The organism is Fictibacillus phosphorivorans (assembly GCF_001629705.1).
Lineage (GTDB): Bacteria > Bacillota > Bacilli > Bacillales > Fictibacillaceae > Fictibacillus > Fictibacillus phosphorivorans_A.
Genome location: NZ_CP015378.1, coordinates 804,250 through 831,167 on the forward strand (window position 1 = coordinate 804,250; position 26,918 = coordinate 831,167).

General features: G+C 38.8%; 26 protein-coding genes. 14 read left to right on the plus strand and 12 right to left on the minus strand.

Going from position 1 to position 26,918, the window contains the following annotated elements; all coding sequences use genetic code 11:
* Window positions 1-36 precede the first annotated feature (36 nt).
* The 7 genes from ABE65_RS04200 to ABE65_RS21420 all read right to left on the minus strand — a co-directional run bounded on the left by ABE65_RS04200 (window position 37) and on the right by ABE65_RS21420 (window position 5,925).
* Window positions 37-966 (minus strand): ATP-grasp domain-containing protein, encoded by a 930-nt coding sequence (locus tag ABE65_RS04200; protein WP_066391627.1) that lies wholly within the window; start codon window positions 964-966, stop codon window positions 37-39.
* Window positions 967-1,056: 90 nt separating this feature from the next.
* Complete coding sequence (locus ABE65_RS04205) at window positions 1,057-2,262, minus strand: DUF4129 domain-containing protein (RefSeq protein ID WP_066391629.1); 1,206 nt, start codon at window positions 2,260-2,262, stop codon at window positions 1,057-1,059.
* The gene (locus ABE65_RS04210) at window positions 2,256-3,473 is read right to left on the minus strand and encodes a DUF58 domain-containing protein (protein WP_066391633.1); all 1,218 of its coding nucleotides are present in this window, start codon (window positions 3,471-3,473) and stop codon (window positions 2,256-2,258) included. Before ABE65_RS04210 ends, ABE65_RS04205 begins: the two co-directional genes overlap by 7 nt.
* Window position 3,474: 1 nt before the next feature.
* Complete coding sequence (locus ABE65_RS04215; protein WP_269148792.1) at window positions 3,475-4,452, minus strand: AAA family ATPase; 978 nt, start codon at window positions 4,450-4,452, stop codon at window positions 3,475-3,477.
* A 131-nt stretch (window positions 4,453-4,583) separates the two neighbouring features.
* On the minus strand, window positions 4,584-5,171 hold the full coding sequence (locus ABE65_RS22380; RefSeq protein ID WP_066391636.1) for a 3D domain-containing protein: 588 nt from the start codon (window positions 5,169-5,171) through the stop codon (window positions 4,584-4,586).
* Window positions 5,172-5,395: 224 nt separating this feature from the next.
* The gene (locus tag ABE65_RS21415; protein WP_082861280.1) at window positions 5,396-5,554 is read right to left on the minus strand and encodes an aspartyl-phosphate phosphatase Spo0E family protein; all 159 of its coding nucleotides are present in this window, start codon (window positions 5,552-5,554) and stop codon (window positions 5,396-5,398) included.
* A 206-nt stretch (window positions 5,555-5,760) separates the two neighbouring features.
* Window positions 5,761-5,925 carry an aspartyl-phosphate phosphatase Spo0E family protein gene (locus ABE65_RS21420; RefSeq protein WP_082861281.1) on the minus strand — a complete coding sequence of 55 codons (165 nt, stop codon included), beginning with the start codon at window positions 5,923-5,925 and terminating at the stop codon, window positions 5,761-5,763.
* Window positions 5,926-6,222: 297 nt separating this feature from the next.
* Between ABE65_RS21420 and ABE65_RS04225 the strand changes: the two genes are divergently transcribed.
* From ABE65_RS04225 to ABE65_RS04275, 11 genes are all read left to right on the plus strand, one after another.
* Window positions 6,223-7,539, plus strand: coding sequence for a hypothetical protein (locus ABE65_RS04225; RefSeq protein ID WP_066391638.1), 1,317 nt, complete (start codon window positions 6,223-6,225; stop codon window positions 7,537-7,539).
* Entirely contained in the window at window positions 7,536-10,328 is a 2,793-nt protein-coding gene (locus ABE65_RS04230) for a DEAD/DEAH box helicase (protein WP_066391639.1), read from the plus strand. The genes ABE65_RS04225 and ABE65_RS04230 overlap by 4 nt, the downstream gene beginning before the upstream one ends.
* A 186-nt stretch (window positions 10,329-10,514) precedes the next feature.
* Window positions 10,515-11,435 (plus strand): hypothetical protein, encoded by a 921-nt coding sequence (locus tag ABE65_RS04235; protein ID WP_066391640.1) that lies wholly within the window; start codon window positions 10,515-10,517, stop codon window positions 11,433-11,435.
* Window positions 11,436-11,452: 17 nt separating this feature from the next.
* Window positions 11,453-12,223 (plus strand): SDR family NAD(P)-dependent oxidoreductase, encoded by a 771-nt coding sequence (locus ABE65_RS04240; RefSeq protein ID WP_066391641.1) that lies wholly within the window; start codon window positions 11,453-11,455, stop codon window positions 12,221-12,223.
* 131 nt (window positions 12,224-12,354) lie between these two features.
* Window positions 12,355-12,633: an HU family DNA-binding protein gene (locus ABE65_RS04245; RefSeq protein WP_066236049.1), complete on the plus strand. Its 279-nt coding sequence runs from the start codon at window positions 12,355-12,357 to the stop codon at window positions 12,631-12,633.
* A 171-nt stretch (window positions 12,634-12,804) separates the two neighbouring features.
* Window positions 12,805-14,649 (plus strand): PAS domain-containing sensor histidine kinase, encoded by a 1,845-nt coding sequence (locus ABE65_RS04250; protein ID WP_066391643.1) that lies wholly within the window; start codon window positions 12,805-12,807, stop codon window positions 14,647-14,649.
* Window positions 14,650-14,702: 53 nt separating this feature from the next.
* Window positions 14,703-14,951 carry a hypothetical protein gene (locus ABE65_RS04255; protein WP_066391644.1) on the plus strand — a complete coding sequence of 83 codons (249 nt, stop codon included), beginning with the start codon at window positions 14,703-14,705 and terminating at the stop codon, window positions 14,949-14,951.
* Between the two features lie 77 nt (window positions 14,952-15,028).
* Window positions 15,029-15,472, plus strand: coding sequence for a helix-turn-helix transcriptional regulator (locus ABE65_RS04260; RefSeq protein WP_066391648.1), 444 nt, complete (start codon window positions 15,029-15,031; stop codon window positions 15,470-15,472).
* Between the two features lie 100 nt (window positions 15,473-15,572).
* A complete protein-coding gene (locus tag ABE65_RS04265; protein WP_066391649.1) occupies window positions 15,573-17,321 on the plus strand; it encodes a metallophosphoesterase family protein in 1,749 nt (582 codons plus the stop codon).
* A 192-nt stretch (window positions 17,322-17,513) separates the two neighbouring features.
* Window positions 17,514-17,954 (plus strand): chemotaxis protein CheW, encoded by a 441-nt coding sequence (locus ABE65_RS04270; protein WP_066391651.1) that lies wholly within the window; start codon window positions 17,514-17,516, stop codon window positions 17,952-17,954.
* A 10-nt stretch (window positions 17,955-17,964) separates the two neighbouring features.
* Complete coding sequence (locus ABE65_RS04275) at window positions 17,965-19,653, plus strand: methyl-accepting chemotaxis protein (protein WP_066391653.1); 1,689 nt, start codon at window positions 17,965-17,967, stop codon at window positions 19,651-19,653.
* 356 nt (window positions 19,654-20,009) lie between these two features.
* Here the strand turns inward: ABE65_RS04275 and ABE65_RS04280 are convergent, their stop codons facing one another.
* The 3 genes from ABE65_RS04280 to ABE65_RS04290 form a co-directional block, all read right to left on the minus strand.
* Complete coding sequence (locus ABE65_RS04280) at window positions 20,010-20,204, minus strand: hypothetical protein (RefSeq protein ID WP_231887849.1); 195 nt, start codon at window positions 20,202-20,204, stop codon at window positions 20,010-20,012.
* 32 nt (window positions 20,205-20,236) lie between these two features.
* Window positions 20,237-20,557, minus strand: coding sequence for a YbjQ family protein (locus ABE65_RS04285; protein WP_066391660.1), 321 nt, complete (start codon window positions 20,555-20,557; stop codon window positions 20,237-20,239).
* 64 nt (window positions 20,558-20,621) lie between these two features.
* Window positions 20,622-21,992: an FAD-binding oxidoreductase gene (locus ABE65_RS04290; RefSeq protein WP_197480355.1), complete on the minus strand. Its 1,371-nt coding sequence runs from the start codon at window positions 21,990-21,992 to the stop codon at window positions 20,622-20,624.
* A gap of 124 nt (window positions 21,993-22,116) precedes the next feature.
* Between ABE65_RS04290 and ABE65_RS04295 the strand changes: the two genes are divergently transcribed.
* Both ABE65_RS04295 and ABE65_RS04300 read left to right on the plus strand, forming a co-directional pair.
* Entirely contained in the window at window positions 22,117-22,686 is a 570-nt protein-coding gene (locus ABE65_RS04295; RefSeq protein WP_082861282.1) for a BsuPI-related putative proteinase inhibitor, read from the plus strand.
* Window positions 22,687-22,938: 252 nt separating this feature from the next.
* Window positions 22,939-25,086, plus strand: coding sequence for an ATP-dependent Clp protease ATP-binding subunit (locus ABE65_RS04300; RefSeq protein ID WP_066391664.1), 2,148 nt, complete (start codon window positions 22,939-22,941; stop codon window positions 25,084-25,086).
* Between the two features lie 166 nt (window positions 25,087-25,252).
* Here ABE65_RS04300 and ABE65_RS22160 read toward each other — a convergent pair whose 3' ends face one another.
* The gene (locus ABE65_RS22160; RefSeq protein WP_222122228.1) at window positions 25,253-25,342 is read right to left on the minus strand and encodes a putative holin-like toxin; all 90 of its coding nucleotides are present in this window, start codon (window positions 25,340-25,342) and stop codon (window positions 25,253-25,255) included.
* Window positions 25,343-25,752: 410 nt separating this feature from the next.
* Here ABE65_RS22160 and ABE65_RS04305 point away from each other — a divergent pair, with 410 nt between their 5' ends.
* Window positions 25,753-26,382: a hypothetical protein gene (locus ABE65_RS04305; protein ID WP_231887850.1), complete on the plus strand. Its 630-nt coding sequence runs from the start codon at window positions 25,753-25,755 to the stop codon at window positions 26,380-26,382.
* 311 nt (window positions 26,383-26,693) lie between these two features.
* Here the strand turns inward: ABE65_RS04305 and ABE65_RS04310 are convergent, their stop codons facing one another.
* Complete coding sequence (locus tag ABE65_RS04310) at window positions 26,694-26,882, minus strand: hypothetical protein (RefSeq protein ID WP_066391666.1); 189 nt, start codon at window positions 26,880-26,882, stop codon at window positions 26,694-26,696.
* Window positions 26,883-26,918 lie beyond the last annotated feature (36 nt).

The window sequence follows — 26,918 nt, forward strand, 5'->3', positions numbered from 1 at the left end:
AGGGGCACTCTGTAAGTGACCCTCACCTTTAATGATTTATAATTCTTTACCAAGAAACTCCGCGATCGCCTTCATGCCATATATATTTGCTTCTACTTCAGCATCACGGTTATAGTTCGTATTCGTATTTACATCGTAGGCATATACGTTTCCACTTTTGTCCGTAATGATCTCAATGCCGGCAAACGTAATCCCGTTTGCGTCTAAGAACGCTTCATAACTTTCTTGTTGAGGTAGAACAAAGTCTTTAAGAATCTTAAACTTTGGTGTTGGAGTCCCTGGTTGGTCTGTAATCGGACAGAACTGATCACCAATCTGGCAAGCATCAGCCGGACACAGTTCAAATCCATCAGAAGTATTCACTTGAACCGCATATAGAAACTTGCCACCAATAAATTCGCAACGCACGATATATGGTTCTGGAGCTTCTATATAATCTTGTAGAAGTGTGATTCCGTCAATGGATTCATCAAAATTTTCCGAATGTACATAAGACTCTAGTGCAGTCTGCGTTTGAAACAATTGAACACCTAGACCTTTACCCGCCCGATTGTGTTTCGTGATGAAAGGGCCGTTAAATTTCGTAGCAGCGTGTAGCAGTTCATCTTTTCCGTAAGCTGCAACCGTTCGGGGAACAGGTATATGAAATGCTTTTAATGCGCTGTATTGTTTAACTTTACTGATCTCGAGCTGAAGCGCTCTTGAGTCGTTAAATACTTTTCGATCATAACTCTCAAGCCAGGACAGTACTGCTGACGTATATTCAGGCGCATATCTGTGTCCTCTCGTATGAGACGAGGCACTCATTCTATTATAGAAGATGCCTTGTGGTGGAGCCTCTGTCAGATCTATGTGTCCTTTTTTCATGTGCCAATCTTCATAAGGGAGACCAAGCTCTTCAAAACGTTGGAATAACGGTGCCGTCCATTCGCTATTTTCGTGAATCACATATATTTTTTTTGTCATAATATCCTCCTTGTATGCAAATATTCCGACTAAGTATATATTCTTAGTCTATATTAAATAGAGATTTCTGAACAGAAAAAAGAAGCCGTTTTACTTTGGCTTCTTCAAGTGCTCTGACTTCTCGAAATTTTTTAATGCATCTACATACTGTTTGTACTCAGTATCTGAAATACTCTCTTCACCGTAACGTACTTTTTCATAAGCGTCTAAAACAGAATCTGCCTCTTTTCCGAATAGATCAAGTCTCATAAACCAATTCGATGCGGATTCACCGGGTTCTCTTCCAAATCCCTTTTTATCCATTAGTTTTTCAAATTGTAAAAATTTCTTTCTCGTTCTGTCTTTTGATTGCAGCCATCTTTTTTTTCCGACCGATTGTTGGTTAGCAAAAGAATCGTCGAGAACTGAAATGTTTCCGTTTAGCAATAAGTTGGACTGATTGTTGAAAACATTCCTCTTTTTCCAAAGAAAGAAGACGACGATGATGATAAGAATCGCGATTGTTGTGTATAGAAGCACCGGAGATTCCGCGAGCGTTTCAGGACGCTGTTCTAATACTTCCTCTGTCTTATTACCCAGTTTCACCTTTCCGCCTTCTTGTATGTTGAACAATTTTTTAATCCATTGGATCAACGGAGGCAGAAGGGAAACTAACTTCCAAAGAGGAACCGCCAAAACATAATACAGGATAAAGAATACACCGTCTAAAATCCAATAAAGTAGCAGCTTTAAGGGTCCTAATATGGCAAGGATCACTCCGCTTAATCCAACTAAGGTTAAGGGAACAGCGAAATCCTTCATAACGATACGCATAGACGTGTTCTTACAATAATGTAAAGTCATTTTAATGAGTAACATAAGCAAGAATTGTGTCCAGACAGCTCCATATATGACCGTGTAGCCATCTTTAAAAAAGAGCGAAAGAATCAATGTCAAAACGGCGCCAATCCCAAAGATTAGTTCTAGATCCGTCTTGAAAGGATCATTCCAATTTTCTGCACTTCTCCACATAAGTACGATCGAGACTAGTATGGATAATATGATAGAAGAAGTCATATACCAAAACAGAACAGAAGATAGAATCACAAAACAGACAAGTGTGATCTTACTTAAGTTAGGTTTGAAAAGGTATAAAGCCCCGCTAATTGCGATAAGTGGTAATAGGTTTACAACGAACCATACGAAATCAAGCCAAGTTGCCCCGGCTGTAAAAATAGTCATGATCATAAAAACAAGCATAGCATCAAAGGTTAGGTTCAATCCATAAAGAGAAAACTGCTGATTTTTCTTTAACATGAAGCAACCTCCGATGAAAGATATGGCATCAAAATGGCATGCTCTTCGTTATGCTCGATATAAAAGGTTCTTCCACCTGATCTAGACCATTTCTTAATCAAGATTTGAGAGTTCGGATCGATAGGGATATGACCTAAAAAGATGACGAACGGACTCGTCCCAATAAAATTGCGATCCATCTTATTCCACATGATCTGAGGTTTTACGATTACATTAGAACGATCTATCCTTGCCAAACCTTCAAGGATGCTGCTCAGGTGGATGGGTCCACTTCCAGTTGGCACATGGTACATTCCCATCGGGCCAGGAACTTTAAAATTAATGAATACTTCAAAAGGTATACCTTTTTCAGCTGCAAACTGACACATGTATGCCAAGTGACTGATTTCGTTCTCCATATCCTCTAAAGATTTCATCTCTTTATGGTCAGGAAGTATCGTATAAACAAATGTCCAATGAAAGACCACTGTTTTTTCAAAAACCTTCGTTTGAAGTGAGCCCGATCGCGCTGTAGCTTTCCAATGTATTTTATGAAAAGAATCTCCAGGAGAATAATCTCGGTTACCTGCAGGAAGAGATACGTTCTCAAATAAAGCAAAAGGTCTTACAGCTTCACCGCTACCTTGAGAAAACAGATGCTCAATGCGTTGAACAGGGAGTGGTCTTGGATAAACCACAATTTCAGTCGGGAAGATACCCGTATAAGCCAAGGCTTGACCACTCAGAGAGAGAGGATCATTTACCTGGAGTGTCAGGTTAGAAATTCGTGTTGTTCCCCTTCTTGTAGCAGTAAAAGGTACGGTTTGTGTGAAAGCTGTTTGACGATAGAGTGCAAATTGACGCTTAACTTCAATTCTTCCTTTTGCAGTAGGGTTAGACTCACCATTTCCGATCACCTCTATCGGTGTTCGGTGTGTAAAGATGAGTTCTCCTCTATAAGAAGGCCACCTACCATTATGAAGAAGTTTTACGTAGAACTGATCTGTATCCCCAGGAAACAACCGATGAACTTGTTTAGTAGTATCTAATACAATTTCATTGAGTGCTGACCGGGATTGCAGTAATACCGTTCCGTATAAAAAAATGATGGCAAGCCCTAATAAAAATAAGAATGATATATTTCGATAAAATCCAATCAAAAGAATTAAGGGGCTGAAAATAACTAAAGCCCGAAAGATGGATTTAATCCATACCTCGCTGTTCCATTGCATGTTATCTACCTGCCTCAGACTCTACTGGCACAATTATGGCTTCTAGGATCTCTTTTAACACTTGGTCTTTCGTCTTTCTCATCGTTCCTTCCATCGTCAATACGAGTCGATGAGTTAATACATAAGGTGCTACGAATTGAACATCGTCTGGGGTAACGAACGTTCTTCCTTGAACATAAGCTGCGCCTTGAGCAGCTCTCATGAAAGCAAGGGTGCCACGGGGAGACACGCCGTTCTCAATAAATTCATGACTGCGGGTTGCATGAACAATGGATAGTAAATAATTATCAACACTATCACTAACATGAATGTGCTTTACTTCTTCTTGCATGACTAATAGATCTTCTAAAGTGAAGACAGGTTCTAAAGAATCTTGAGGGTTATTTTTACGATACATGTGAAGCATTTCTTTTTCTTGATCGTAATTCGGAAAACCAGACGGCAATTTCATAAAAAAACGATCAAGCTGAGCCTCAGGAAGCGGAAATGTTCCGTAAGATTCAATAGGGTTCTGTGTTGCTAGCACTAAGAAAGGAGACGGAAGGGGAAGGGTTTCGCCATCAATCGTAACCTGTCTTTCTTCCATCACTTCTAATAAACTGGATTGTGCTCGAGGCGTCGCGCGGTTGATTTCATCTGCTAATAAGATGTTCGTCATCACCGGACCGGGACGCAGCTCAAACTCTTGATGTTTAGGATGAAAGAACTGTATGCCCGTAATATCAGCGGGTAAAATATCTGGTGTAAATTGAATTCTTTTAAATTCGCCTCCTATCAATCGAGCGAGGCTTTTAGCAAGTACTGTTTTTCCTGTTCCAGGAACATCTTCTAATAATAAATGACCTTTGTTGACGATGGAAATCATCGTCAGTTCAACAAGCTCTTCTTTTCCTGTTAATACTTCAGCTATAGCATTTTTAATGATTGTCATCTGATTCTTCATATTCATGTATGTACTTCCTCTCAAAATTGTTACTATAACTTTATCATTATTACAATATTTAGAAAATAAAAAAATGTAATATTTTTGAAATTATTGTAAACAAAAAAACTCACAGCAATTTTTTTGCTGTGAGCGAGATGAAATGAGGTACAAGACATCATCTTATTTTAGTTAATAATTGTAATATTTACGCTCTTTCTACCCCAATTAATAGCATCAGAATAGTTCTTCATAAAGATATCAATCTCATTACCATTGATTCCACCACCAGTATCGTCAGCTACAGCATAGCCGTAACCTGGAACATAGACGACGGATCCGATTGGAATTACATTCGGATCAACAGCGACTACTTTCGCATAAGGAATTTCTTTTAAATTTGTACCATTAAAGGTAGTACCACTGCACCCTTCACAGCTTGCTGTATAGGCAGTTGCAGCCACGGTCATACTCTTTTTTGTAATATTATTTTGAATGCTGTTAAACGTTTGAGGTCCAGCAATACCGTCTACTGATAAGCTTTTAGCTCTTTGGTAGTCTGTTACGGCTTGTTTAGTAACAGGACCATAATACCCTGTTGTTACAGCAAAATCGTAGAATCCTAACGCTTTTAATTTCCCTTGAAGTTCATATACGTCATTGTCCCAAGTACCCGGTCGGAGAGTGTGATCCCCCATTGCTGCAAATCCACTAACGGGAGCAGAAACGAGCAATCCGAATGCTAGAGCCCCTGTAATTACCCATTTTTTTTTCATGATAACTCCTCCTAATATGTATAATTGGTTAAATACGCCTCGGTTGCCAATTATACTAATCGAATGTGACAAACTCGTTAGGAGAAGGTAACAAAGAGATTACAATACTATTTTCATATAATAAAAGGCAATTATGGGATTTAATAGAAAGGTATGCTGTGCGATAGGATGATGAAGAAAATCAGGCTCTTAAACGACAAATTTCCCAGGAAATAGACAAAAAATTACGAGTTATCGTTAGGTTCTCCTATAAAATCATCTAAGCGATTCAATAACTGATCTAATTCCTGACTACAGATCACTGTTTCTTTAGCGGTTAACCCATATGTTTTGCCAAGACATAACAATACTTCACGTTTTTCCTCAATTAATTGCAATAACATGTTTCATTCACAACTTTCATGAGAGATTTTGTCTTCACTTAATATGCAATAAATTTACAAAAAGAAAAAGGGTTTCGTCTAAAAAAGTGATAAAGTTACAAAAAACTACAAAAGGATGGGGCAGAATGTCGAAAGGAGATTAAAAGATGGAGTGCTAAAAAGGAAAATCTACTCAAATAAAAAAGCGACCTGATGGAGGTCGCTTCCTATACTTTTTGTTGAATTTTAGAGTACTGGTTTAGTAGATGGTCGAGTTGTTGACTTATCGTGACCAATTTAGGATGTGTTAGTTCATAGTTTAGTTGATATGAGATTCGATATAATTCTTCTCTTAATATACGAATTCGTTCTTGAATACTTATTTCTCTCATAAAAAGTTCTTCCTTTCAGGTTTAAAAAAGAAGGAGACTCTATGGCGACTGAGTGGCATATCATGAAAGATACCTTACATCCATAGATTTCTATACAATTTTTTTAAATCATACTTTTTAGAATTTATATAACAGACACTTCATTTCATATTATCGGTAAAAATTGGAATAGTTTAAGAAGTAAATGTGTATCTTTGGTCAATTTCGCCGGTTTCCTTTAAAATAGATATGATATACATGAATGAGTCTAGATGTATTTTGCTATAATTGGTAATAAAAAGAAAGGGGGGAGACGGAATGAAACCGACTGAAGAACATAACGATAAGGCCGAAACTCAAGTTCATTATGAAACGCCTGAACAAAAAGTACAAAATACACATTCTGTTCAACTATGGCGAGAGTATTTTTCAGAACGGTTTGAAACATTCGAGAGACGTAAACTGCAAACCGTCTCCTTTCGAGATCTCGTAGACGGAAAAGATACGAGTTATACATTTGTTCATATTTACCGAGATTATTACCCTGCACTCTTAAATGCGGGGCAATTCTTTGACGAAGATATTGCGTTATTATACAAATATCACGTACAGATCGAAACATTGCTTCGACTGTTTTCGTTTGAGTCTCAATACGGTGTAGCTACCTATATGCAGTCGAACTTTGATGCTACGGTTGAGAAACTATGTGACCAAATGTATATAACATTAAAACAGATCAACAGCGATAAGTTACTAGATGAAAATAAAAAACTTGTAGAAGAAAGTTTAAGAAACTTTCAGAGTCTTTATGAGATCCCTGCAAAGTGGGGGCACCTGCTATTTTATCTGTTTCAGATCAGCTGGTCGTTACTTTACATGGAACAAGCTTGGGTATCTAAATATGAAAAGCAGCTTTTAGAAGAAAAAGAGAGTGGCAAAACATCTCAAATGCTTGAACTAGCTCTCGTTCATTTTGCCTTTGCGAGTGGAAATGAGGAACTTGCTTTTAAACGACTAGCACAGTGTGAGAAGAAAGTGGATATGGTTCATTACCTCGTTTGGATGAAGTTATTGGTAGACAAGCAAGAATGGGATCGTCTCCTGTTATGGCTGCTCGATCTTAAGCCTTATTTCTTAGAAGGTGTTGGCACGTACTATTACCATTCAGACTCTCGGGAGTTTTTTCATGAATACTTAAGTTATTTTTGGAAGTACGCTCAACACACAGGTGACGAGGATCAATATGAAGAGATGCTAATCGAATTTTTACCCATCACGTTCTATGAGTATGGTGAATATTTGATGGTGATCGGCGAGCATGAAAGATGGGTAGAACTTCAAGTGATCATGGGATATTCACCGGAGTTGATCCAAAGAAAGGATCTGAAAGAGGTAGTATCCTTCCAAAAAGAATCCGCTCTGCCGATCTATCACCAAGCGATTGATAGGCTGATTAATGAGAGGACAAGAAAATCTTATCAATCTGCTATTAAACATTTAAAAACGCTTCGTTCTTTATATTTTGATCTTGGAGAAGAAGAACGTTTTTCACAGTATATTAATCAAATTGCAACTGTTTACGGGCGGCTTAGAGCCTTTCAGGAAGAGCTGAGGAAAGGAAAGTTTATTTCATGATCGATACAAGCAATCTTTTGCTACACGCGAAATGGCTACATGGAAACATGGTTCTATGGGCCACTAAACATTCGAAAAGAGTGCATGTAAACGACTGGAAACCTCTATTATTTACATGGCATAAGCCTTCATTTTATGGGACGATGCTAGATGTTGATGATGATCAGAATGTTTATTTAAATGCAGGGGAAGCATTTGATCTATTTAATCGTTATCCCGACTTTTTTCTGACGAAAGACAATTGGGAAGATGATTCTTGGACTTTTGTAAACGAGGCTAACGATGTCTTTCGTTTGATGAAAAAAGATAAGGTTACTCCTGATTATGAAGCATGGAAAACGGGTTTATGGTCATGGAGAACGAATGGAGAGCGGATAGAATCAGCGTGGTTGAATGAAGCACTCTCTACATTGCCACATGACGGAAGTACTTACATGCCCTCAAATTTTAATAAAGATCGCATGAAGGGTATTCCTCGACAGATCATATCCGCTTTAAATCATTTAAATGAAGAGGAATGGCTGATTAGAATCGGCTGGAGAAAAGATCCAAAGCCTTTTGATATCATTTTTGAACTGTCTGAACCTGCAAATGATGGTGAAGGTAATGAAGATATTTGGAAGCTACATGTCATTCTTCAAGAAAAAGAAGATGGAATAGCTGTACCTTATCTTGGAAAGAGTACACTTCTTCCAGAGGAGTGGAAACCTTTTAGAGAGATGTTAGATTCTGATATAGAGCTTGTAACTAAATTAATTTCTTGGTTAAAACCAAATGCGCGTAAAGAAATTCGAAATGAGATAACTGAAAAAGAGGCTTGGGACTTCTTAACGCTAAAAAGCGATCTGTTAAGACAGATCGGACTGAACGTTGTCCTTCCAGCTTGGTGGCAGACCGTTCAAGAACTTCAACCGAAAGTAAAAGCCAAGATAAAAACAAAATCGCAGCAATCTGGCGGTGCACCGTCTTTCCTTGGATTAAATGCAATCATGCAATTTGATTGGCGAATGTCAACGGGGGACGAAGAGCTTACGGAAGAAGAGTTTCGAAAACTCGTTGATGGCAGCAGAAGACTCGTGCGAAGAAACGGTCAATGGTACAGAGTCGATCCTGAGTGGATGAAACAAGTACGTCACTTGATCAAGAACGTGGATCGTACAGGCATTCAATTAAAAGATGTATTAGAACAACATCTACTAAATATGGAAACCAACCCTGCTGATGAGGGTCTTGAAGGAATAGAGTCTGAAGGGCCGATGCTCGACATGGAGTGGGATGAACCACTGAACGCGTGGATGGATCAGCTTACAGAGATCAAAACACTGCCAATCGAATCAAAAGCTCAAAACCTGATCGGAACGTTAAGAGACTATCAAAAGACAGGAAGTTCTTGGATGTATTTTCTCCGGGAATTCGGCCTTGGTGGGTGTTTAGCAGATGATATGGGATTAGGAAAAACCGTTCAGACCATTGACTATTTCTTAAAAGTGAAAGAAAAAGAAAAGCAGGAAGGTACTTTTTTGCTTGTATGTCCTACTTCTGTAATCGGAAACTGGCAAAAGGAGCTTCAAAACTTTTCACCGACTTTATCCGTAGGACTTCATTACGGAGGGAACCGGAAAAAAGGAGATCAATTTACGGAGTGGTACAAAAAGTTCGATGTTGTGATTACTTCTTATACAACTTGTCAGCTAGATTTTAATGAGATGAGTGAAACGTATTGGGAAGCGATCGTACTTGATGAAGCACAGAACATTAAGAACAGTTATACAAAACAATCAAGAAGTATCCGCAGACTTAACGGACGTCATAAGATTGCGTTAACAGGAACTCCAGTTGAAAACAGACTTCTTGAACTTTGGGCGATCTTTGACTTTTTAAATCCCGGATATTTAGGGAGCGAACCATCGTTTCAGAAAAAATTTGTGGTGCCAGTCGAGAAAGACAATGATACGTTCCGTTTACAGCAGTTAAAACAGCTCGTTCAACCCTTCTTGTTGCGTCGGACGAAGATGGATCCAGCCGTACAGCTTAATCTGCCTGAGAAACAAGAGATCAAAGAATATTGTCCGTTATCAAAAGAACAAGCTTCTCTGTATGAAAGACTTGTTCAAGATACGTTTGAGCAGTTAGAAAAGGTAACAGGTATGCAAAGACGTGGATTATTACTCGCGATGTTAGGTAAATTAAAGCAAATATGCGATCATCCGGCTCTTTATACAAAGAATGACAAGTTAGGGAAACTTGAGGATCAATCTGTAAAATTTGCAAAAACAATAGAATTGATCGATGCCATACTTGAAAAAGATGAAAAGTGTTTGATCTTTACTCAATTTATCTTTATGGGTGAATTAATCAAAAAGTATGTGGAGAAAAAATTCGGCCGGTCCGTACTCTTTTTGCATGGCAGTCTAAGCAAACAAAAACGTGACCAGATGATTGAAAGTTTTCAAGACGGAGAGCATCCGATCTTTATCTTATCTTTAAAAGCGGGTGGCACCGGACTCAACTTGACTGAAGCTAATCACGTTATTCATTACGATCGATGGTGGAATCCAGCGGTTGAAAATCAAGCAACGGATCGTGCCCATCGTATCGGACAGAAAAAATTCGTAACGGTGCACAAGATGATTACGCTTGGCACATTAGAAGAGAAGATTGACATGATGCTCGAGAGCAAAAAAGAACTCTCAGAAAAAGTGATTCAGAGTGAGAATTGGATTACAGAACTTTCAACAGACGAATTAAAAGATCTTTTTACGCTAAGAAAAGAATGGGTCGAATCCTAAAGAAAAGCACAGCAAATCAGCTGTGTTTTTTTTGTGGGCTTTACCTGTGAGTGTGGATAGCTCCACTGAATGGAATGACTCGTGAAAAAAGGTTTTCGGTCGAATCAATTTCTATTCAAATGAAGCGTCTTTTTCACGATTTTTTTGATAAACTTAAAGTATTATCCAAAAATTAGGGGGATAACGATGCAACTTGAATCATATCTAGCTTGGGGTATGTCGGTTGTTTTTCTTATATCATTAATTCTCATCTATCTGAAAAAAGCAGATCATGAAGAACCTAACATCGGATGGAAACTGATTGGTTACTTTTTTTTAGGTACGTTTACGTTTCGTATTGAATCACTCGTATTGCCTATAGGAATTGCAATTTTTTTACTCTTTTTTCTTCCTAAGCTGATCGTTAATAAAGATGCAAAAAAATGGGCTGCTTCTCTTGGGGTGTTATCATTTATTTCAAGCATCATTGTTAGTCACTCTGTAGCGGCATTCTATGAAGAAGTACTTCAAGTTAAAGCAGGAACGAATGTTTATGAGATGAATTTTTATAATGAGTATGAGAAGGTAAAGAAAGCGCTACATGCAGAGGGAGAGCTTGCTATAAACAATTTGGAAATCAACTTTAATAGCGATGGAGAAGTTTGGCAGTTTAATTATGAAACTTCTTATTATAGAGATGGAAGAGATATGAATGCATGGATAACGATGCATGATGGGAATTATCAAATAAGTACACATGTTATGGATGAAGAGCTCGAAATGGTAAATCGTGAAAACTTTATTTCTTCACCTAGCATTTATTTTAAAGCTCTCGATCTGCATGGCTTAAAAAATATGGTGCCAAAGGGTGATTCCTATTACGTGAGTTTTACGAACTCTGATGCAATTCAGCCTGATAAGAACAGCTCTCTATGGAATATAGAGAGAGCAGGTATTACTGAAAAGACCGCAGTAGCTGTAACTGCTGAAGACAATACTGAAACCGAGGAAGAAACGGAATTTGAAGCCTATCATATTAGCATCAATACGATGAATGCTATGGGAGCCGGAGCCTATCAGTCAGATCAAGTCCGTTACTTCATCATTTCCCCCGAACTTTTTAACTAATAGAGGAGGTCATATACGTGTATTTACCGTCATTTTCACTTAAAGGTAAAACAGCACTCGTAACGGGTGCTGGAAGAGGGATCGGACAGGCGATCGCAATTGGTTATGCAGAAGCTGGAGCGGATGTGGTGATTGTGTCTAGAACACAGTCTGATTTGGAAAAGACTGCACAGTTGATCGAAAGTGTTGGAACAAAAGCTTATCTTTTTGAGGCTGATGTTACGAACAAGGATCAAGTGAAAGGAATTTTTGAAACATTAGATTTAGAGCAGATCAACGTGGATATACTTGTGAACAATGCTGGGATGAATATACGATCAAAAGCATTCGATGTCTCTGATGAGGAGTGGGACACCATTATGCACACGAACCTTCGTTCAGCTTTTTGGTTCTCACAGCAAGCAGGTCAACGCATGAAGGAATCTGGAGGAGGAAAGATCATTACGATCTCTTCTGTTGCTGGACATGTCGCTCTTCGTACCGGAGTAGTCTATGCTTCTACTAAAGCTGCTATCATACAGATGACGAAGAACTTAGCACTTGAGTGGGGACAGTACGGAATAAATGTGAACAGCATCGGACCGTGGTATTTTAAGACACCTCTAACAGAGAAACTACTAGCTGATAAAGAGTATCTACAAGATATCCTTGATGTAACTCCACAGAAAAGAGTAGGAGAATTACCTGACCTTGTAGGGCCAGCGGTGTTTTTAGCCAGTGAAGCCGCTGATTATGTGAACGGACAAACTCTATTTGTTGATGGTGGAATGACCATCCAAGGGTTTTGATTTGAAAAATAATTATTAAACTATATAAATATTTTTCGGAATTTTGTATCTTTCTGTATGAAACCTATTTTTTTCGTTAATAATGTTGCTACACAAGCAGTTCATTCAATGTTTGAAGGGAGCAACTTATAATGAAAAAGATGGATTTAGTAGATGCCGTTCGAAATGCAACGAGTATGAACAAAAAAGAATCAGCGCTAGCCGTTGATGCAGTGCTAGATGCGATTACAGATGCTTTGAAAAACGGTGAGAGCGTTCAGCTTATCGGTTTCGGAACATTTGAAACAAGAAACCGTAATGCAAGAAAAGGACGTAATCCTCTTACTGGTGAAGAGATCATGATTCAAGCTAGCAACGTGCCTGCTTTCAAGCCAGGTAAATCGCTAAAAGAAGCGGTAAAAGCCGTTTAATCGTCAGCAGATACGAAAGACGCTTTCCTCGAGGGAAGCGTCTTTTTGTCATATTTAGGCGAAAAATAAACGAATTTGACGTGCGATTTCCTGAAAAAAATAAAGGGAAATAGACCCTTTTACTTTAATTTATAGACGTTAAGAAAGTTTTAGTAAAAAAGGGTGGATAGAATGAAAGTATTAAGTCAGGACGAATTACCTGCAGTGGCCACTTTAAAAGAAATGATTGATGTCCTGCCCGAATTTGTTTGTTTAAGGTATCCGGATGGAACTTGGGCAGAAGCGAACCGGTTCGCTCTTAATATTTATGGAATCGACCACGATGAATATAAAGGAAAAAGTCTTGAGGAACTAGAAACAAGACTTTCATATGAAGCAATTGAAAGATGTAGCCTTTCTGATAAGAGAGCTTGGGAAACAAGGAAACCAATCAAAACAGCTGAAAAGATTATAATGAAAAGCGGTCGTAAAGTGATGCTGGAGCTCATCAAGCAGCCAACCTTTACGAGTGATGGTAAACCGCAGGTGTTGGTAGTCACAGGACGTGATATAACACCTCATAAACAGAAGGAAGAAGAGCTGAGTGTGGCTCTAGATTTATTAGAGTCGGTTCTAAAAGGAACTACAGATGCCATTCTCATTATCAATACAAGACAAGAAGTCATAAAGGTGAACGATGCATTCATGCAGATGTTTGGCTGGGCCGAAGAGGATTTCTCAGAGGATAATGACGACTATCCTGTTATTACTCCCGCACATTTGCAAGGTGAATCGAAGGAAATCATCAATCTTTTAAAACAGGGACAATCCGTTCCCCTTCATGAAACACAGCGTATACACAAAGATGGAACGGTTTTTGACGTATCAGCATCTTTTTCAAACATATGTGACATGGACGGTAAGATTATGGGGTTCGTAATCGTATACCGTGATATTACTTCTCAGAAAAAAGTAGAGCGTGCTCTACGGGAAAGTGAGGCGAAATATCGTTTGATCGCAGAACATTCTACAGATCTTATTACTGTGATTGATCCGACTGGCATTATTCAATATGTATCTCCTTCACACCTACCTGTACTCGGGTATGAAGATGGTGAGATTAAAGGTGCTATTTTAGAAATGGTCCATCCTGATGATTTACAGAGCCTTTCTGAACTTTTTATGAGAGCTCTTGTGAAAAAAGAGCCGTTTCAGACGGAATTCAGGTTGGTTCATAAAAACGGTGATTGGATTTTACTAGAAGCACGCGGTGTTCCAGTTATGACGAAAGACGGTCATGTGGAGAGCTTAGTTACCTTTGCTAGAGATGTAACGAAAGCAAAGCAGACAGAAGAGCTTATGTTAAAATCAGAGAAACTTTCTGTTCTAGGTGAGCTTGCTGCAGGAGTCGCACACGAAATACGGAATCCATTAACTTCACTTAAAGGGTTTACGAAACTTTTATCAGATGCAGACGATGTGATTCGATTGGAATACTTAAGAATCATGGAGTCAGAGTTGAACCGGATCAACGACATCGTTGGAGAGCTTATGCTCGTAGCCAAACCACAGGCGGTTAGTTTTGAACATACAAATATTCAAGAATTGATCTATAGTGTTGTAAGGTTGCTCGAAACGCAAGCCATCATGAGAAACATACAGATCTGGGTAAACATTTCTGATAACATACCGCTTGTATATGGTGTTGAAAATCAGCTTAAACAACTTTTCATCAACCTATTAAAGAACGCGATCGAAAGTATGGATAAAGACGGAGAAATCCATATTAAAATCGGAACACGAAACGATTCTGTCCTTCTTGAGTTGAAAGATCAAGGCTGTGGTATTCCAGCAGAACGGTTGAAAACCCTTGGAGAACCCTTTTATACCACAAAGGAAAAGGGCACGGGCTTAGGATTGATGGTGTGTTTTAAGATCATTGAAGAGCACGGTGGTGCTATTCAATTCTCTTCTGTTGAGAACGAAGGAACGAAAGTAGAAATCGAACTTCCAACTGCACCGTCTTCATCACATTAAGGTTTATTCTATGATAAATCGGACCACACTGTTCATGAGGGAGTGTGGGAGAGATGAATAAATACCGTATCTTTTTTGTGTATCGAGTAAAAAATTTAAATTATATTCACGTTCACGGGATGAACATGGATAATAAGAAGTTGTTCACTGTCTTGATCTCATCTCCAAACGATGAGATGAATTTAGCTAACCACCACAGCGAACTTCCTAATGAACTGTTGTCACTGTTGGAAGCAGAAAGCACACGAATTAATTCTGGCCTCTATGATCTTGCTCAATGGGAACCCTATACGTATAGCTAAAGCTCCTTTCATTTTTGTTGAAAGGAGTTTTTTTGTGTAAAATGTTCCTAAAAGGATAAAAGGAGAATTTCTTTACTATGACACAAGAAGAAATTGTGGACTTATTAACAGGAAAGATTAAACTGGTTCGAACGGAACTGGGATATACTCAAGACAAGATGGCCGATATATTAGGGATTTCAAAGAAAACGTTAGTGCAAATCGAAAAAGAAAGAATGAAAGCGAGCTGGACTGTAATCGTTGCTATGTGTGCATTATTTCGAAACTCAGACATTCTTAACCATGCCCTAGGTGGAAACCCACTTGATGTAATGGAACTCGTCGTTCATGAATATGTAGCGGTACCGAAAGAAAAAACGTGGGGTGGACATGTCTGGTGGAAAGAGATAGATTCACGTAAAGGCTACCGACTGCAGCAGAATGTAATCAGTCAACATTTTCGAATTCTTGATCAAAATGATTATCGGGTATATAGTTCCTTTGAAGAAAATGAAGCAAGAAAGAGATTGAAAGAGATATAGTAAAATAATTTATTCATAAAATGTTTATTGTGCTGTTACATGAAATTTACGTTGTACTGTTACTTTCAAGATGCAAGTTATTTTGAAGGGAGAGTAAAACATGAATTGGAGAACGAAGCTAACAGCACTTGTTATTTCGGGTGCTTTAACGATACCTGCTGGTCAAGCACATGCCTTCTTGTCCAGTATAGACAAGCAAGATGGTGGGATTGGAAACACAGAAAACTATTTGGATATGGTACCTAATTTGGCACTAGATCCAAAAGTAGATAATATTATTTATCCACTTATGTCAACTCCGGCAATAAAAAAGAACGGATCTGATCTGACGATTAAGGTGGATACAAAAGATAAGAATCCAGCAGGATGGGAAGTTTCTTTAAATCCAACTGAAGCAGCGAATATTGATGGAACATTTACTCTTCCTGTAAAAAATGTGCAAAAAGGATCTTCTTATTGGAAGGATAGTTCTTCTATTTATGAAGTTACGGTACAAATCCCAGATGAGGTTCCAGAAGAGTTATTTGATCTGCAAGTTTCTTATACCGGGAATGGAACCCGTATTACAGATGATGAACCAAACTCGGTAAAGGTAGTTAAAGAGTTCAAGAAAGAATTTAAGTTTATGCATTTAACGGATATTCATGTTGGCTCTCCACGCAATGTTGCAGACCCTGCTAATATTACTGAAGCAGGATTGTGGCACCCAGATCGAACGAAACGTTGGTTATATCTCCAAAAAACGATTAAACAAGTGAATTTGTTAAAGCCAGATTTTGTGGTGATGACTGGTGATTTAATGTATGGACAGATGAATCCGAAAGAATATATCTATGAATATGAAGAAACATACCGCATGCTGAAGCAGTTTGATGTTCCTGTGTATATCGTACCAGGGAACCATGATTATTATGCACAAGATGCTACACTAACTGATGGCGCTAAGTATTGGGAACAATATTTCGGTCCTCAATATTTCTCATTTGATTATGGACCATATGCTCACATGATCGGATACAACTCTTTTGATTGGCACAAGTTTGATAGACAAGGCCACGGATCCGTATCTGTTCCTACTTGGGGTGGACAGATACGTGATGAGCAGATGGAGTGGATCAAAAAAGATTTAGCAGATAACAAATCCAGTGCACAACCTGAACAAGTAAGGGGATTATTTTCTCACCATAATCCGTTATGGCGTGACCGTGACATATGGCCGTCAACAGATCCGCATGTAAACGAGTATTGGAAAGAATATGATGCTAAGCATGATCCTCAGCATTTAACAACGCTCATAAAAGGTGAGGCGCTCGGTATTAAATACGATCAGCAATGGCATGGTGAAGGGTCTCATGAACTAATCGATGTAATGAAGCAGAACAACGTTAATATATCTTTGCATGGACATACGCACATCGATAATATTACAGAGCAAGACGGTATTTTGTATTCCACGACTGCTTCTATTGAATTATCAGCTAAACCATGGGTAGGTTATCGTTTGTTTGAGAAGAATGCAACTGATAATAAATTTAATTCATACGTATATGAAGGTCCGGATAGATCCATGCCGGTATATCAAAATGGGAATACGTCAGCCGGAGTTGTTTCATTTGAAAATAAGTTTCAACTACCAAACGATGGATCTCAAGTTACCCAAACAGCTACAGTTACGAATCGTTTAAATAAATCTTTGACTGTAAATATCCCATTCTATATGAAACAAGGCAGCTACACGCCTTCTGTTGGTAAAGTAGTTGAAACACAATTATATGGTTCGAAACAGTTTGTAGAGGTGCAAGTAACCATTCCACCAAATACGGTAGAGAATGTTGAATTAAAAAGATAAGTAAGAAGAACGCCTGAGCAAATGGTTCAGGTGTTTTTTTATTGATGATAAGTAAGCTAAGAAACTCTAAAAAAGACTAGTAGTTTTATTATCATTTTAAGACTAAAACATTTGAATTTCTAAACCGATAAAATGAGGGAGAACTTATGACTTTCGTTTAATGAAGAAATACCTAGAAAAGGAGCAAGTGAGATGTCACTTAGCACTCAAACTTTAAAGAATGTAGTAATAACAGCTGGTGTTGAACAATATGGCCTACCGATCGAACATGTTGCTTCGATCGAGCGCGTTCTGGACATAACACCGATGCCAGAGATGCCTTCAGATGTATTAGGAATCATTCATTTAAGAGGAAACGTTATTCCGATTATTGATTTTGGACAGCTGATCGGTAAAGGGAAGACAGAGATCACAGATCAGACTAGAATTGTTATTTTGCAGAATGAAGAAAACTTTTTAGGGCTACTAACTGAAGCGGCAACCGATGTTATTGATATTGAAGAAGATTCCATACAATCACCAGGAAGTTTTCGTTCAAGAGAAGACTCGTTAATAAAAGGTGTCTCTAAGCAGGATCTTCATCTAGTCATCGTACTAAATTGTCCTGTCATTTTTAGCAACAGAAATTTATAAGAGGTGACGTATGAAACTGACGTTGAGAAAAAAGCTAGTAGGATCTTTTTTAACGATTGCTGTTCTTTTTGCGGCAACTTGTGGGGTCTTCTTCTATTTTATAAAAGACATGCAACAGACATACAGTGAACTGTTAGACAGAAGAACGGAAATCTATAACAATGCGAAAGAAATTGAACTCCAAGCGACCGTTCAAAACAGCAGTGTCCGGGAATACTTGCTTGAGCAATCGACCGAAAGCAAGCAAAAGCTGACAGGCGCAAACGAAAGAATTAATACACTCGTAACTAACACGATGAAGCTTGTTAAAGCTAAGGCCGATAAAGATAGACTTGAGAAGATCTATTATTTGAATAATGATTACAAAACAGAATCAGACCGTGTACTCCAAAACTCCATGAGTAACATGGAAGCTGCAAATGAATATGCGAAGAGCACTCTTTTTCCATTAGGCAGAGACATGAGAGCCGTAACTGAAGAGATGGGTAAGCGACAAGCAAACCTGTTGGCTGAAGGTAAAGTAGTTGTTGCAGACGAAGAGAAGTTTGTAGTCTCGCTCATCACGATTTTAGGAATTGTTATTGTTGTGGCTGCACTTGCAATCGGTTACACGATTTCCCTCATGATCTCAAGACCTGTTGTAAGAATGTCCAACATGTTAAATGATATAGCGGACGGTGATCTGACGATGGATCCGATCTCAATTAAAAACAAAGACGAGATTGGTATGCTCGCAGATGGCATCAACCATATGGGATCAAACCTTGCCGCCCTAATCAGACAAGTAAGAGCCACAGCTGAACAAGTGGCAGCATCTTCTGAAGAATTAACCGCTTCAGCTGAGCAAACGAGTATGGCAACAGAACAGATCGCAACAACGATAGGCGAGGTAGCTGGAGGGTCTCAAGAACAAGTTCGTACTGTAGACGATATCGTAGAAGCCATGAACCAGCTTTCTGCAGGTATTCAACAGATCGCAGTAAGTATGCAGAACATGTCTGAAGCCTCATCTCGTTCAATGCAAGTAGCAGAAGGCGGAAATGAAACGATACAAAAGACGATCGGCCAGATGGATGCAATCCACACTTCTATGGACAGCACCTCTCAAGTTGTGAAGGATCTTGGTGAGCAGTCTCAAGAAATTACGAATATTGTTGACGTGATAACGGATATTGCCGGTCAAACAAATCTATTAGCACTGAATGCCGCGATCGAGGCAGCTCGTGCAGGAGAACAAGGCAGAGGATTTGCAGTAGTTGCTGATGAAGTAAGAAAATTAGCAGAACAATCATCTGCATCTGCGTCTCAGATCGGTCAACTGATCACTAGCATACAGGAACTAACTGAAAAAGCTGTCGCTGCAATGAAGAACGGTACGATAGAAGTGAATGGCGGTAGAGAACTTGTCTATCAATCAGGAGAAGCGTTCAAAAGTCTGTACGATACAGTTGCAGAAGTTTCTGGTCAAGTGAGCGATATTTCAGCCGCTACAGAACAGATGACAGCAAGTACTGAGCATGTTGTTGGCTCAATTGATGTGATCTCATCGATGGCAGAAACAGCCGCTTCGTCCACGCAAGAAGTTTCTGCTTCTGCAGAAGAACAACTAGCAAGCATGCAGGAAATCTCATCTTCCTCGATCGCATTATCTCAACTAGCTGAAGAGATGAATGAAGCGATAAATAAATTTAAAGTGTAAATTTTGACGGAAAGAGAAGCCACCCAACTTAAATGGGTGGCTTTTTTGTTGAAATCAAGTTTTGTTGCTTAAGAATGGTGATTATAAAGGTAAAGAACATGAGTTTACAAGACGTAGAAATGTCTTGTAGGTGGTGAGAGTGTAGTTTTAGGTGGAAAACCTTACTCTACAGGTGGTCATAGAGCATTTACGGGTGCTCAATCATAATTTACAGGTGGTAGTAGGTGATTTAGCAGCGAACGTGTAACAGTATACAAAATCACGTACCGTAAATCCCGTATTGTTCTTCTTCTATCAAGAAAAAAGCCAAACAAAAAAGCAGCTCTTTAAAAAGTGCTGCTTGCTATACAAAAAATTTATTCTTCTTTATAAAACCGATCGCCAGTATCCGGATTATAATAGACGCGCTCTCTTTTTCCAGAGGTTGGATCGATTGATATCTCATCTGTCCAAATATAGCCTGAAGGAACTTTTGTCTCACTTTTTTTGTAACGCTTATCAAAATACATCCAGGAGATGATGCCTAAGATAACCAGAAAGAGAACAGACAAAACCTGCCAACCGATAAGGATGCTTATGATGTTCATTGTTTTTCAATGACGACAACCGTTCCATATGCAACGATCTCGCTCATGTTATTGCCCATCTCTCCAGAATCAAAGCGCATCATGATGATTGCATTCCCACCCATCTCCGTTGCATTTTTAACCATTCGATCAACGGCTTGCTTTCGGGCATCTTCCAGCATGCTTGTGTACTCTTTAATTTCTCCGCCCATGATGCCTCTCAATCCTGCCATGATGTCGCCGCCGATTCCACGAGCACGGACAACGACTCCAAAAGCAGAACCTTTTACTTCCTTCACATCATAGCCTTTAATGTTCTCAGTGGTAACGACGATCATGAAATAACGCCTCCTTGGTATGTGATAAAGCTATATACGAATCATACAAGCTCTTCGTTTCATTCTATAATATGATCTTACCTGGGTTTAAAATGTCGTTTGGATCCAATTGTTTTTTTATAGCTAACATGATGGGAAGAGTATCAGCATGTTCCTTAGCTAAATATTTTGCTTTTCCGATACCTACACCATGCTCTCCAGTACAAGTGCCGCCTTTTTGGAGAGCATAATCTACGATACGAGCGTTGACCAGATCTGCTTTTTCACGCTCTTCCAAAATCGAGCCATCGTACATCAAGATGGCATGAAAGTTACCGTCACCCACATGCCCGAGCACTGCACCGGGTACACCGACCTCATCCATCGTTTCTCTCGCGTGTACGATGGCTCCGGATAACTCTGAGAGTGGAAGACAAACATCCGTGAACATCATTGATTTTCCAGGATAGCCATGTTTAAATGCATAAGCTAGATGGTGTCTCGCTTCCCAAAGCTTTGCTCGTGCTTTAGAATCATGTTCCTCTACCCATTCTAGTCCTCCAAAGCTCTCGAGTAACTCCTTTGTGAGTGATGCTTCATATGTAACACTTGCGGGGTTTCCTTGAAACTCTAAAAATAGGGTAGGCGCTTCCGTATAAGCCGTATCACTATTGTGGTTCACTTGAACGATCGAACGTTCATCGACTAACTCCATCCTCGCGATTCCTGTGCCAGAGCCAAGAACGGCACTCGCTGCTTCAACTGCGGTTTGAACAGAAGGAAAGGTACACCTTGCTGCAAGTACTGCCTCAGGAATTCCGTAAACTTTTAATGTGATCTCAGTAAAAATCCCGAGAGTCCCTTCAGAGCCTACAAACATGGAGGTTAAGTGATAGCCGGCTGAAGATTTAGCAGCCATACCTCCCGTTTGAATAATCTGTCCATCCGCTAGTACGACTTGAAGGTTTCTTACTTGGTCGCGCATGATTCCATATTTTACGCTTGTAGTTCCACTTGCATTCGTTGCTGCCATCCCACCGATCGTAGCATCAGCTCCAGGATCCACGGGAAAGAACAATCCGAATTTTTTTAGGGCTAGGTTTAGCTGAGTGCGTGTGACGCCAGGCTGTACTTTCACTAGAAAGTCGTCTGGACGAATTTCCAGCACTTCAGTCATTTCTTGAAAGTTTAGTGTGATGCCGCCTTTTACGGGTATACAGTGGCCCTCAAGACTAGAACCGGCTCCATAAGGCACAACAGGAATTTTGTTTTCATTTGCGAATTTTAATATAGAAGAAATCTCATCTGATGATATCGGGTATACAACAACATCAGGAGAAACTGGGTGGTGATAAGATTCATCGTGGCTATGCTGCCAGAGAACCGTTTCATTTTGTGTGGCACGTTTTTCAGAAGTTATTTTCTGCATTTCAAGCAAAAGATCTGACTTTGTCATTTCCAAAGAAACACACTCCTTATACGTATGATTTAATCTCTATTTTACATGAAGTAAGCGAAAATTCCTTTTTAATCATGAAAATACGTATATATGCCCAAACTAACAAGTGAGGTGAAGATCGATGATAAAATGTAGAATAAATAACTGGCATGTTATACTGATCCTATTATGTATTTCGATAGTCGTTACAGGTTGTGGAAACAATGACAGCCAAAACCAATCCGAGGGGAGAGATCAACCGGTGATAGGTGATGGTAAAAAAGACGATAAGAAGAAACAAAGTCCTGAGGGTGGCAAAGAAGAACGATCTGGACAAGATGGTCAGAACGGCATCGTTGCAGGAAGTATTGAGAGTACCATCAATATTCAAGAACAGCAGAATGCAAAAGGTATTCTATTTCGATATGAATTAAAAAATCAAACAGAAAAAGAGAAGGTCTTTCAATTTTCGTCTAGTCAAAAATTTGATTATGTGATCAAAGACAAGAATGGAAAAATTGTTTACCAATACTCAAAAAACCATATGTTTATGCAGGTTCTTACTTCGTTAAAATTGAAGCAAGCGGATGTATTTAAGCAGGACATTTTAGTAAATAAGCTTGAGCCAGGAGCCTACACACTTGAAGTGTGGTTGACACCAACTGGAGAAACAGAAGATTATAGACAAAAAATCACTTTTAATTGGAACTGATTTGGGGAAGAGATGAGTTAAGAGCTCATCTCTTTTTGTTATTTTTAACAGCGAAACAAAATACTTGAAAGTCAAAAAAGGTCAAAGTATAATATGATTAAAGGTGAAAGGTCAAAGAAAGTCAAAGTCAAACTTTGAACAATCAAACAAAAGCACCTTGATCAAATAATTTGCGTAACGAAATGCATACCGTTATAATCGCAAATACTTTATACAAATTTTCGAAAAAAATCTTAATAGGGGGTTACAAGTATGCGTTGTGAACAATGTGAAGTTAATCCTGCTACGATTCAAATGAGTATCTCTATGAATAAAGAAAAGAAACAATTTGTGCTTTGCTCTAATTGTTATCATAAAGTGAAACAAGAAATGACTACTGGGGGAGGAATGAACATGAATTTTTCTTCTTTCGATGATATTTTTCAACAGATGATGAATGGTCAAGCATTTGCAGATCAGGCTAACAATCATCAGCATCAACAAACTCAAAAAGGAAAACGAGGCGGCGGAGGCTTCTTAGATAAATTTGGTCGTAACTTAACAGATGCGGCAAAAGCAGGAATCATTGATCCTGTCATCGGACGGGATCAAGAGGTACGTCGTGTTATTGAAATCTTGAACCGTCGTACAAAAAATAATCCGGTATTAATCGGTGAACCTGGTGTTGGTAAAACATCAATCGCTGAAGGCTTAGCTAGTAAGATTGTAGAAGGCAAAGTACCAGCAAAGCTTCTGAACAAAGAAGTCTACCTGCTAGATGTTGCTTCTCTCGTTGCAGATACAGGCGTAAGAGGTCAGTTTGAAGAACGAATGAAACAACTGATCGCAGAACTTCAAAAACGCAAGAACGTTATTCTTTTTGTAGACGAAGTGCATCAGATCGTAGGAGCCGGTTCTGCAGAAGGATCAATGGACGCAGGAAACATTCTAAAACCTGCACTCGCTCGTGGTGAACTTCAGATGGTTGGAGCAACCACACTTAAAGAATATCGCCAAATTGAAAAAGATGCGGCGTTAGAACGACGATTCCAGCCTGTTATCGTTAACGAACCAACGACAGATGAAGCGTTTGAAATTCTTAAAGGACTTGCTTCGCGTTATGAGGACTATCACCAAGTTAAATTTACTGAAGAAGCTTTAAAAGCTTGTGTGACTTTATCACATCGATATATTCAAGACCGATTCTTGCCAGATAAAGCGATTGATCTTATGGATGAAGCAGGTTCAAAGAGTAATCTTCAACACATTACGATTGAGAAATCATCCATTGAAGAGCGCTTAGAAGAAATCGTTAAAGAAAAAGAAAAAGCTGCAGCAGATGAAAACTATGAACTCGCAGCTAAGCTTCGACAAGAAGAACTGGTACTCGATGAGAAACTCAAAACTCAAGAAGAAGATAAAAAGGCTGCGATTGTTCAAGTAGAAGATATCCAGCTTATCGTTGAACAGAAAACAGGAATTCCGGTTCGAAAACTTCAAAGTGACGAACAGTCTAAGATGAAAGAGCTCGCTTTAAAACTTTCAGCTCAAGTAATCGGACAAGATGAAGCCGTTGAAAAGGTAGCAAAAGCAATTCGCAGAAGCCGTGCAGGGTTAAAAGCGAAAAAGCGTCCAATCGGTTCCTTCTTATTTGTAGGACCAACGGGTGTAGGTAAAACAGAATTAACCAAAACCTTAGCTAAGGAAATCTTTGGTGATGAAGAAAGCATGATTCGCCTCGACATGAGCGAATACATGGAAAAGCATGCCGTGTCTAAGTTGATCGGTTCACCTCCCGGATATGTAGGACATGAAGAAGCTGGGCAACTTACAGAACAAATTCGTCGTAAACCATATAGCATACTGCTACTCGATGAGATTGAAAAAGCTCATCCAGACGTTCAGCACATGTTTCTTCAAATCATGGAGGATGGTAGACTGACTGACAGCCAAGGCCGTACAGTAAGTTTTAAAGATACCGTGATCATTATGACAAGTAATGCGGGATCAGCTGTAAAACAAACGAAGAAATTAGGGTTTAATACTGAAGAGGTTGAAAAAGAGACGCAGATTTTAGATTCTTTAGGCGGCTATTTCAAACCAGAATTTCTTAACCGTTTTGATAGCATCGTCCAATTCCAGTCATTAAAAGAAGAACACCTTGTGAAGATTGTAGATCTGATGCTGCAAGAGCTTGCGAATCAACTAAAAGATCAAAACATTTCAATCACAGTAACTTCTGCTGCAAAACAAAAACTTGCTAAACTAGGATATCACCCAGCATTCGGAGCAAGACCACTTCGTCGAATCATTCAAGAACACATCGAAGATAAAATTGCGGATGTCCTTTTAGATGACGAGAATGTCGAGAAGCTCACAGTAAATGTTGCAGAAGGACAAATTGTTGTGAAAAAAGCGTAAGAAGGATAGAGAGAAGAGTAAAAACTAAAAACCTTGCTTGGAGAGTATCTCCAGCAAGGTTTTTGTTTTACAATTCAAAGATAGGGTAGCTTTTAAATAAATTTATCCGAAAAAATAAGCCATGCATCTGCATGGCAGAATGATTTAGAAACAAGATTCTCTGTCTTTATGAATCATCTTTGGAGCGGATTATGGTAAGAACAAGCATTGAAAAACCAATCATGAGTGACATCGCTTCAAATACTGTCATCCCCATCCCCCCTTACAAATTAGGAGTAAGACTCGTACAGAACTAGAGAAGAAAAAGTATTGTATGATTACCATTTTATCCCGATTCTTTAAATGAAACAAGAATCGGAAAGACTATTTCTAATAACGTCATTTAGGTCAATAGGATTATTTTACCAAAATTATTTTGGAGCATAAAGTGAATTTATTTTTCATTTTTGTGGGGTTGGACCAAAAGACCTATAAAAAGATCAATTTTAAACCCATCTAGATAACAGGTGTAGCTAGGAACATCGCGAAAAGAAATATAAATAAGCAAAATACGTAGAGTAAGCATTTTCTTTTCATTCTTTTCATCCCCCTTGTGTATATCAATGTATAAAAAAATGACAAACTTCATGACTATTATTCAAGGAAAATTTTAAGGAGGATTAATCGTTGGACACATCTTATGTTTGGTATGTAAGTTATGGATCGAATTTAATGGAGCACCGTTTTTTATGTTATATTCTGGGTGATCAGCCAGAAGGTTCTTCTCAACGGGAAAGAGGCTGTAGAAATCCAGCCATGCCCCTGAAGAATGGTAAAGCTGTTCTGCCGTATCCCCTTTATTTTGCAAGAGAGCGAACGAAATGGGGAGAAGGTGGAGTGGCTTTTATCGGACACGAAAGAAATGAAGCATACAAGACGTATGGAAGAAAATACTTGGTTACTGTTGAGCAATTTTTAGATGTAACGGCTCAAGAAAACAGCTGTGATGAAATAGAGGCTGATCTGGAGGAAGTGATTGAAAAAGGATATATCCACTTTGGCCAAGGATGGTATAGTCGAATGGTCTATCTTGGAGAGGATCAAGGGTATCCGATGGTAACATTCACTTGCAACCTTGATATGCATGAACAGGATTTGAATCCACCACCAGCAACTTATCTCATTACAATCGCAAAAGGACTTAGTCAGATAGGTCTATCTTGCGGTGAAGCGGTAAAATATTTTGCTCAAACTCCTGGAATTGCAGGTCGAATGAAGGATGATGAGATTGAACAGGTGATTAAAACTTATTTTTAGCATGACAAAAGCTAGATAACTTGTCCAACCACCGGCTAATTTACCGATTAAAGGGTTGAACATAGGCCTAGCGGTGTACGTCTAATGGAACTTACGGTTTTTAAAAATCGATGAGATAATAAAGTCCCCTATACATATAGAGGTGCTTCCTATAGAGAAGCACCTCTTTTTTTGTTGTTTTTCTCTCAGAAGCTCTTATCTTAAACGATGTTTATTAAAAATTTACTTTCCTTAGGACAGAGCAAAAGGTGAGTCACTCTCATCTGGCTAGGTATAGTTATTCTTAAAATATAGGAATAACTATGTGTTCTTTATGCATTCATTGTTATTTGTTTTATAGAGATGATTTCATCAGAGCAATTGAATTGACCTGCGATCAGCTTTTTTACTTGCTCGTGGAGATTGGCTTTGCTCGGATAGATGTTTACAATCACGATGTTTCCTTCTGTCCTTTTTTCCTCACCATGACTAATTTCGAAATCTACTACAATTTTAGCCATCTTAATTCTCCTTATTATTTCTGTCATAAAACTGTT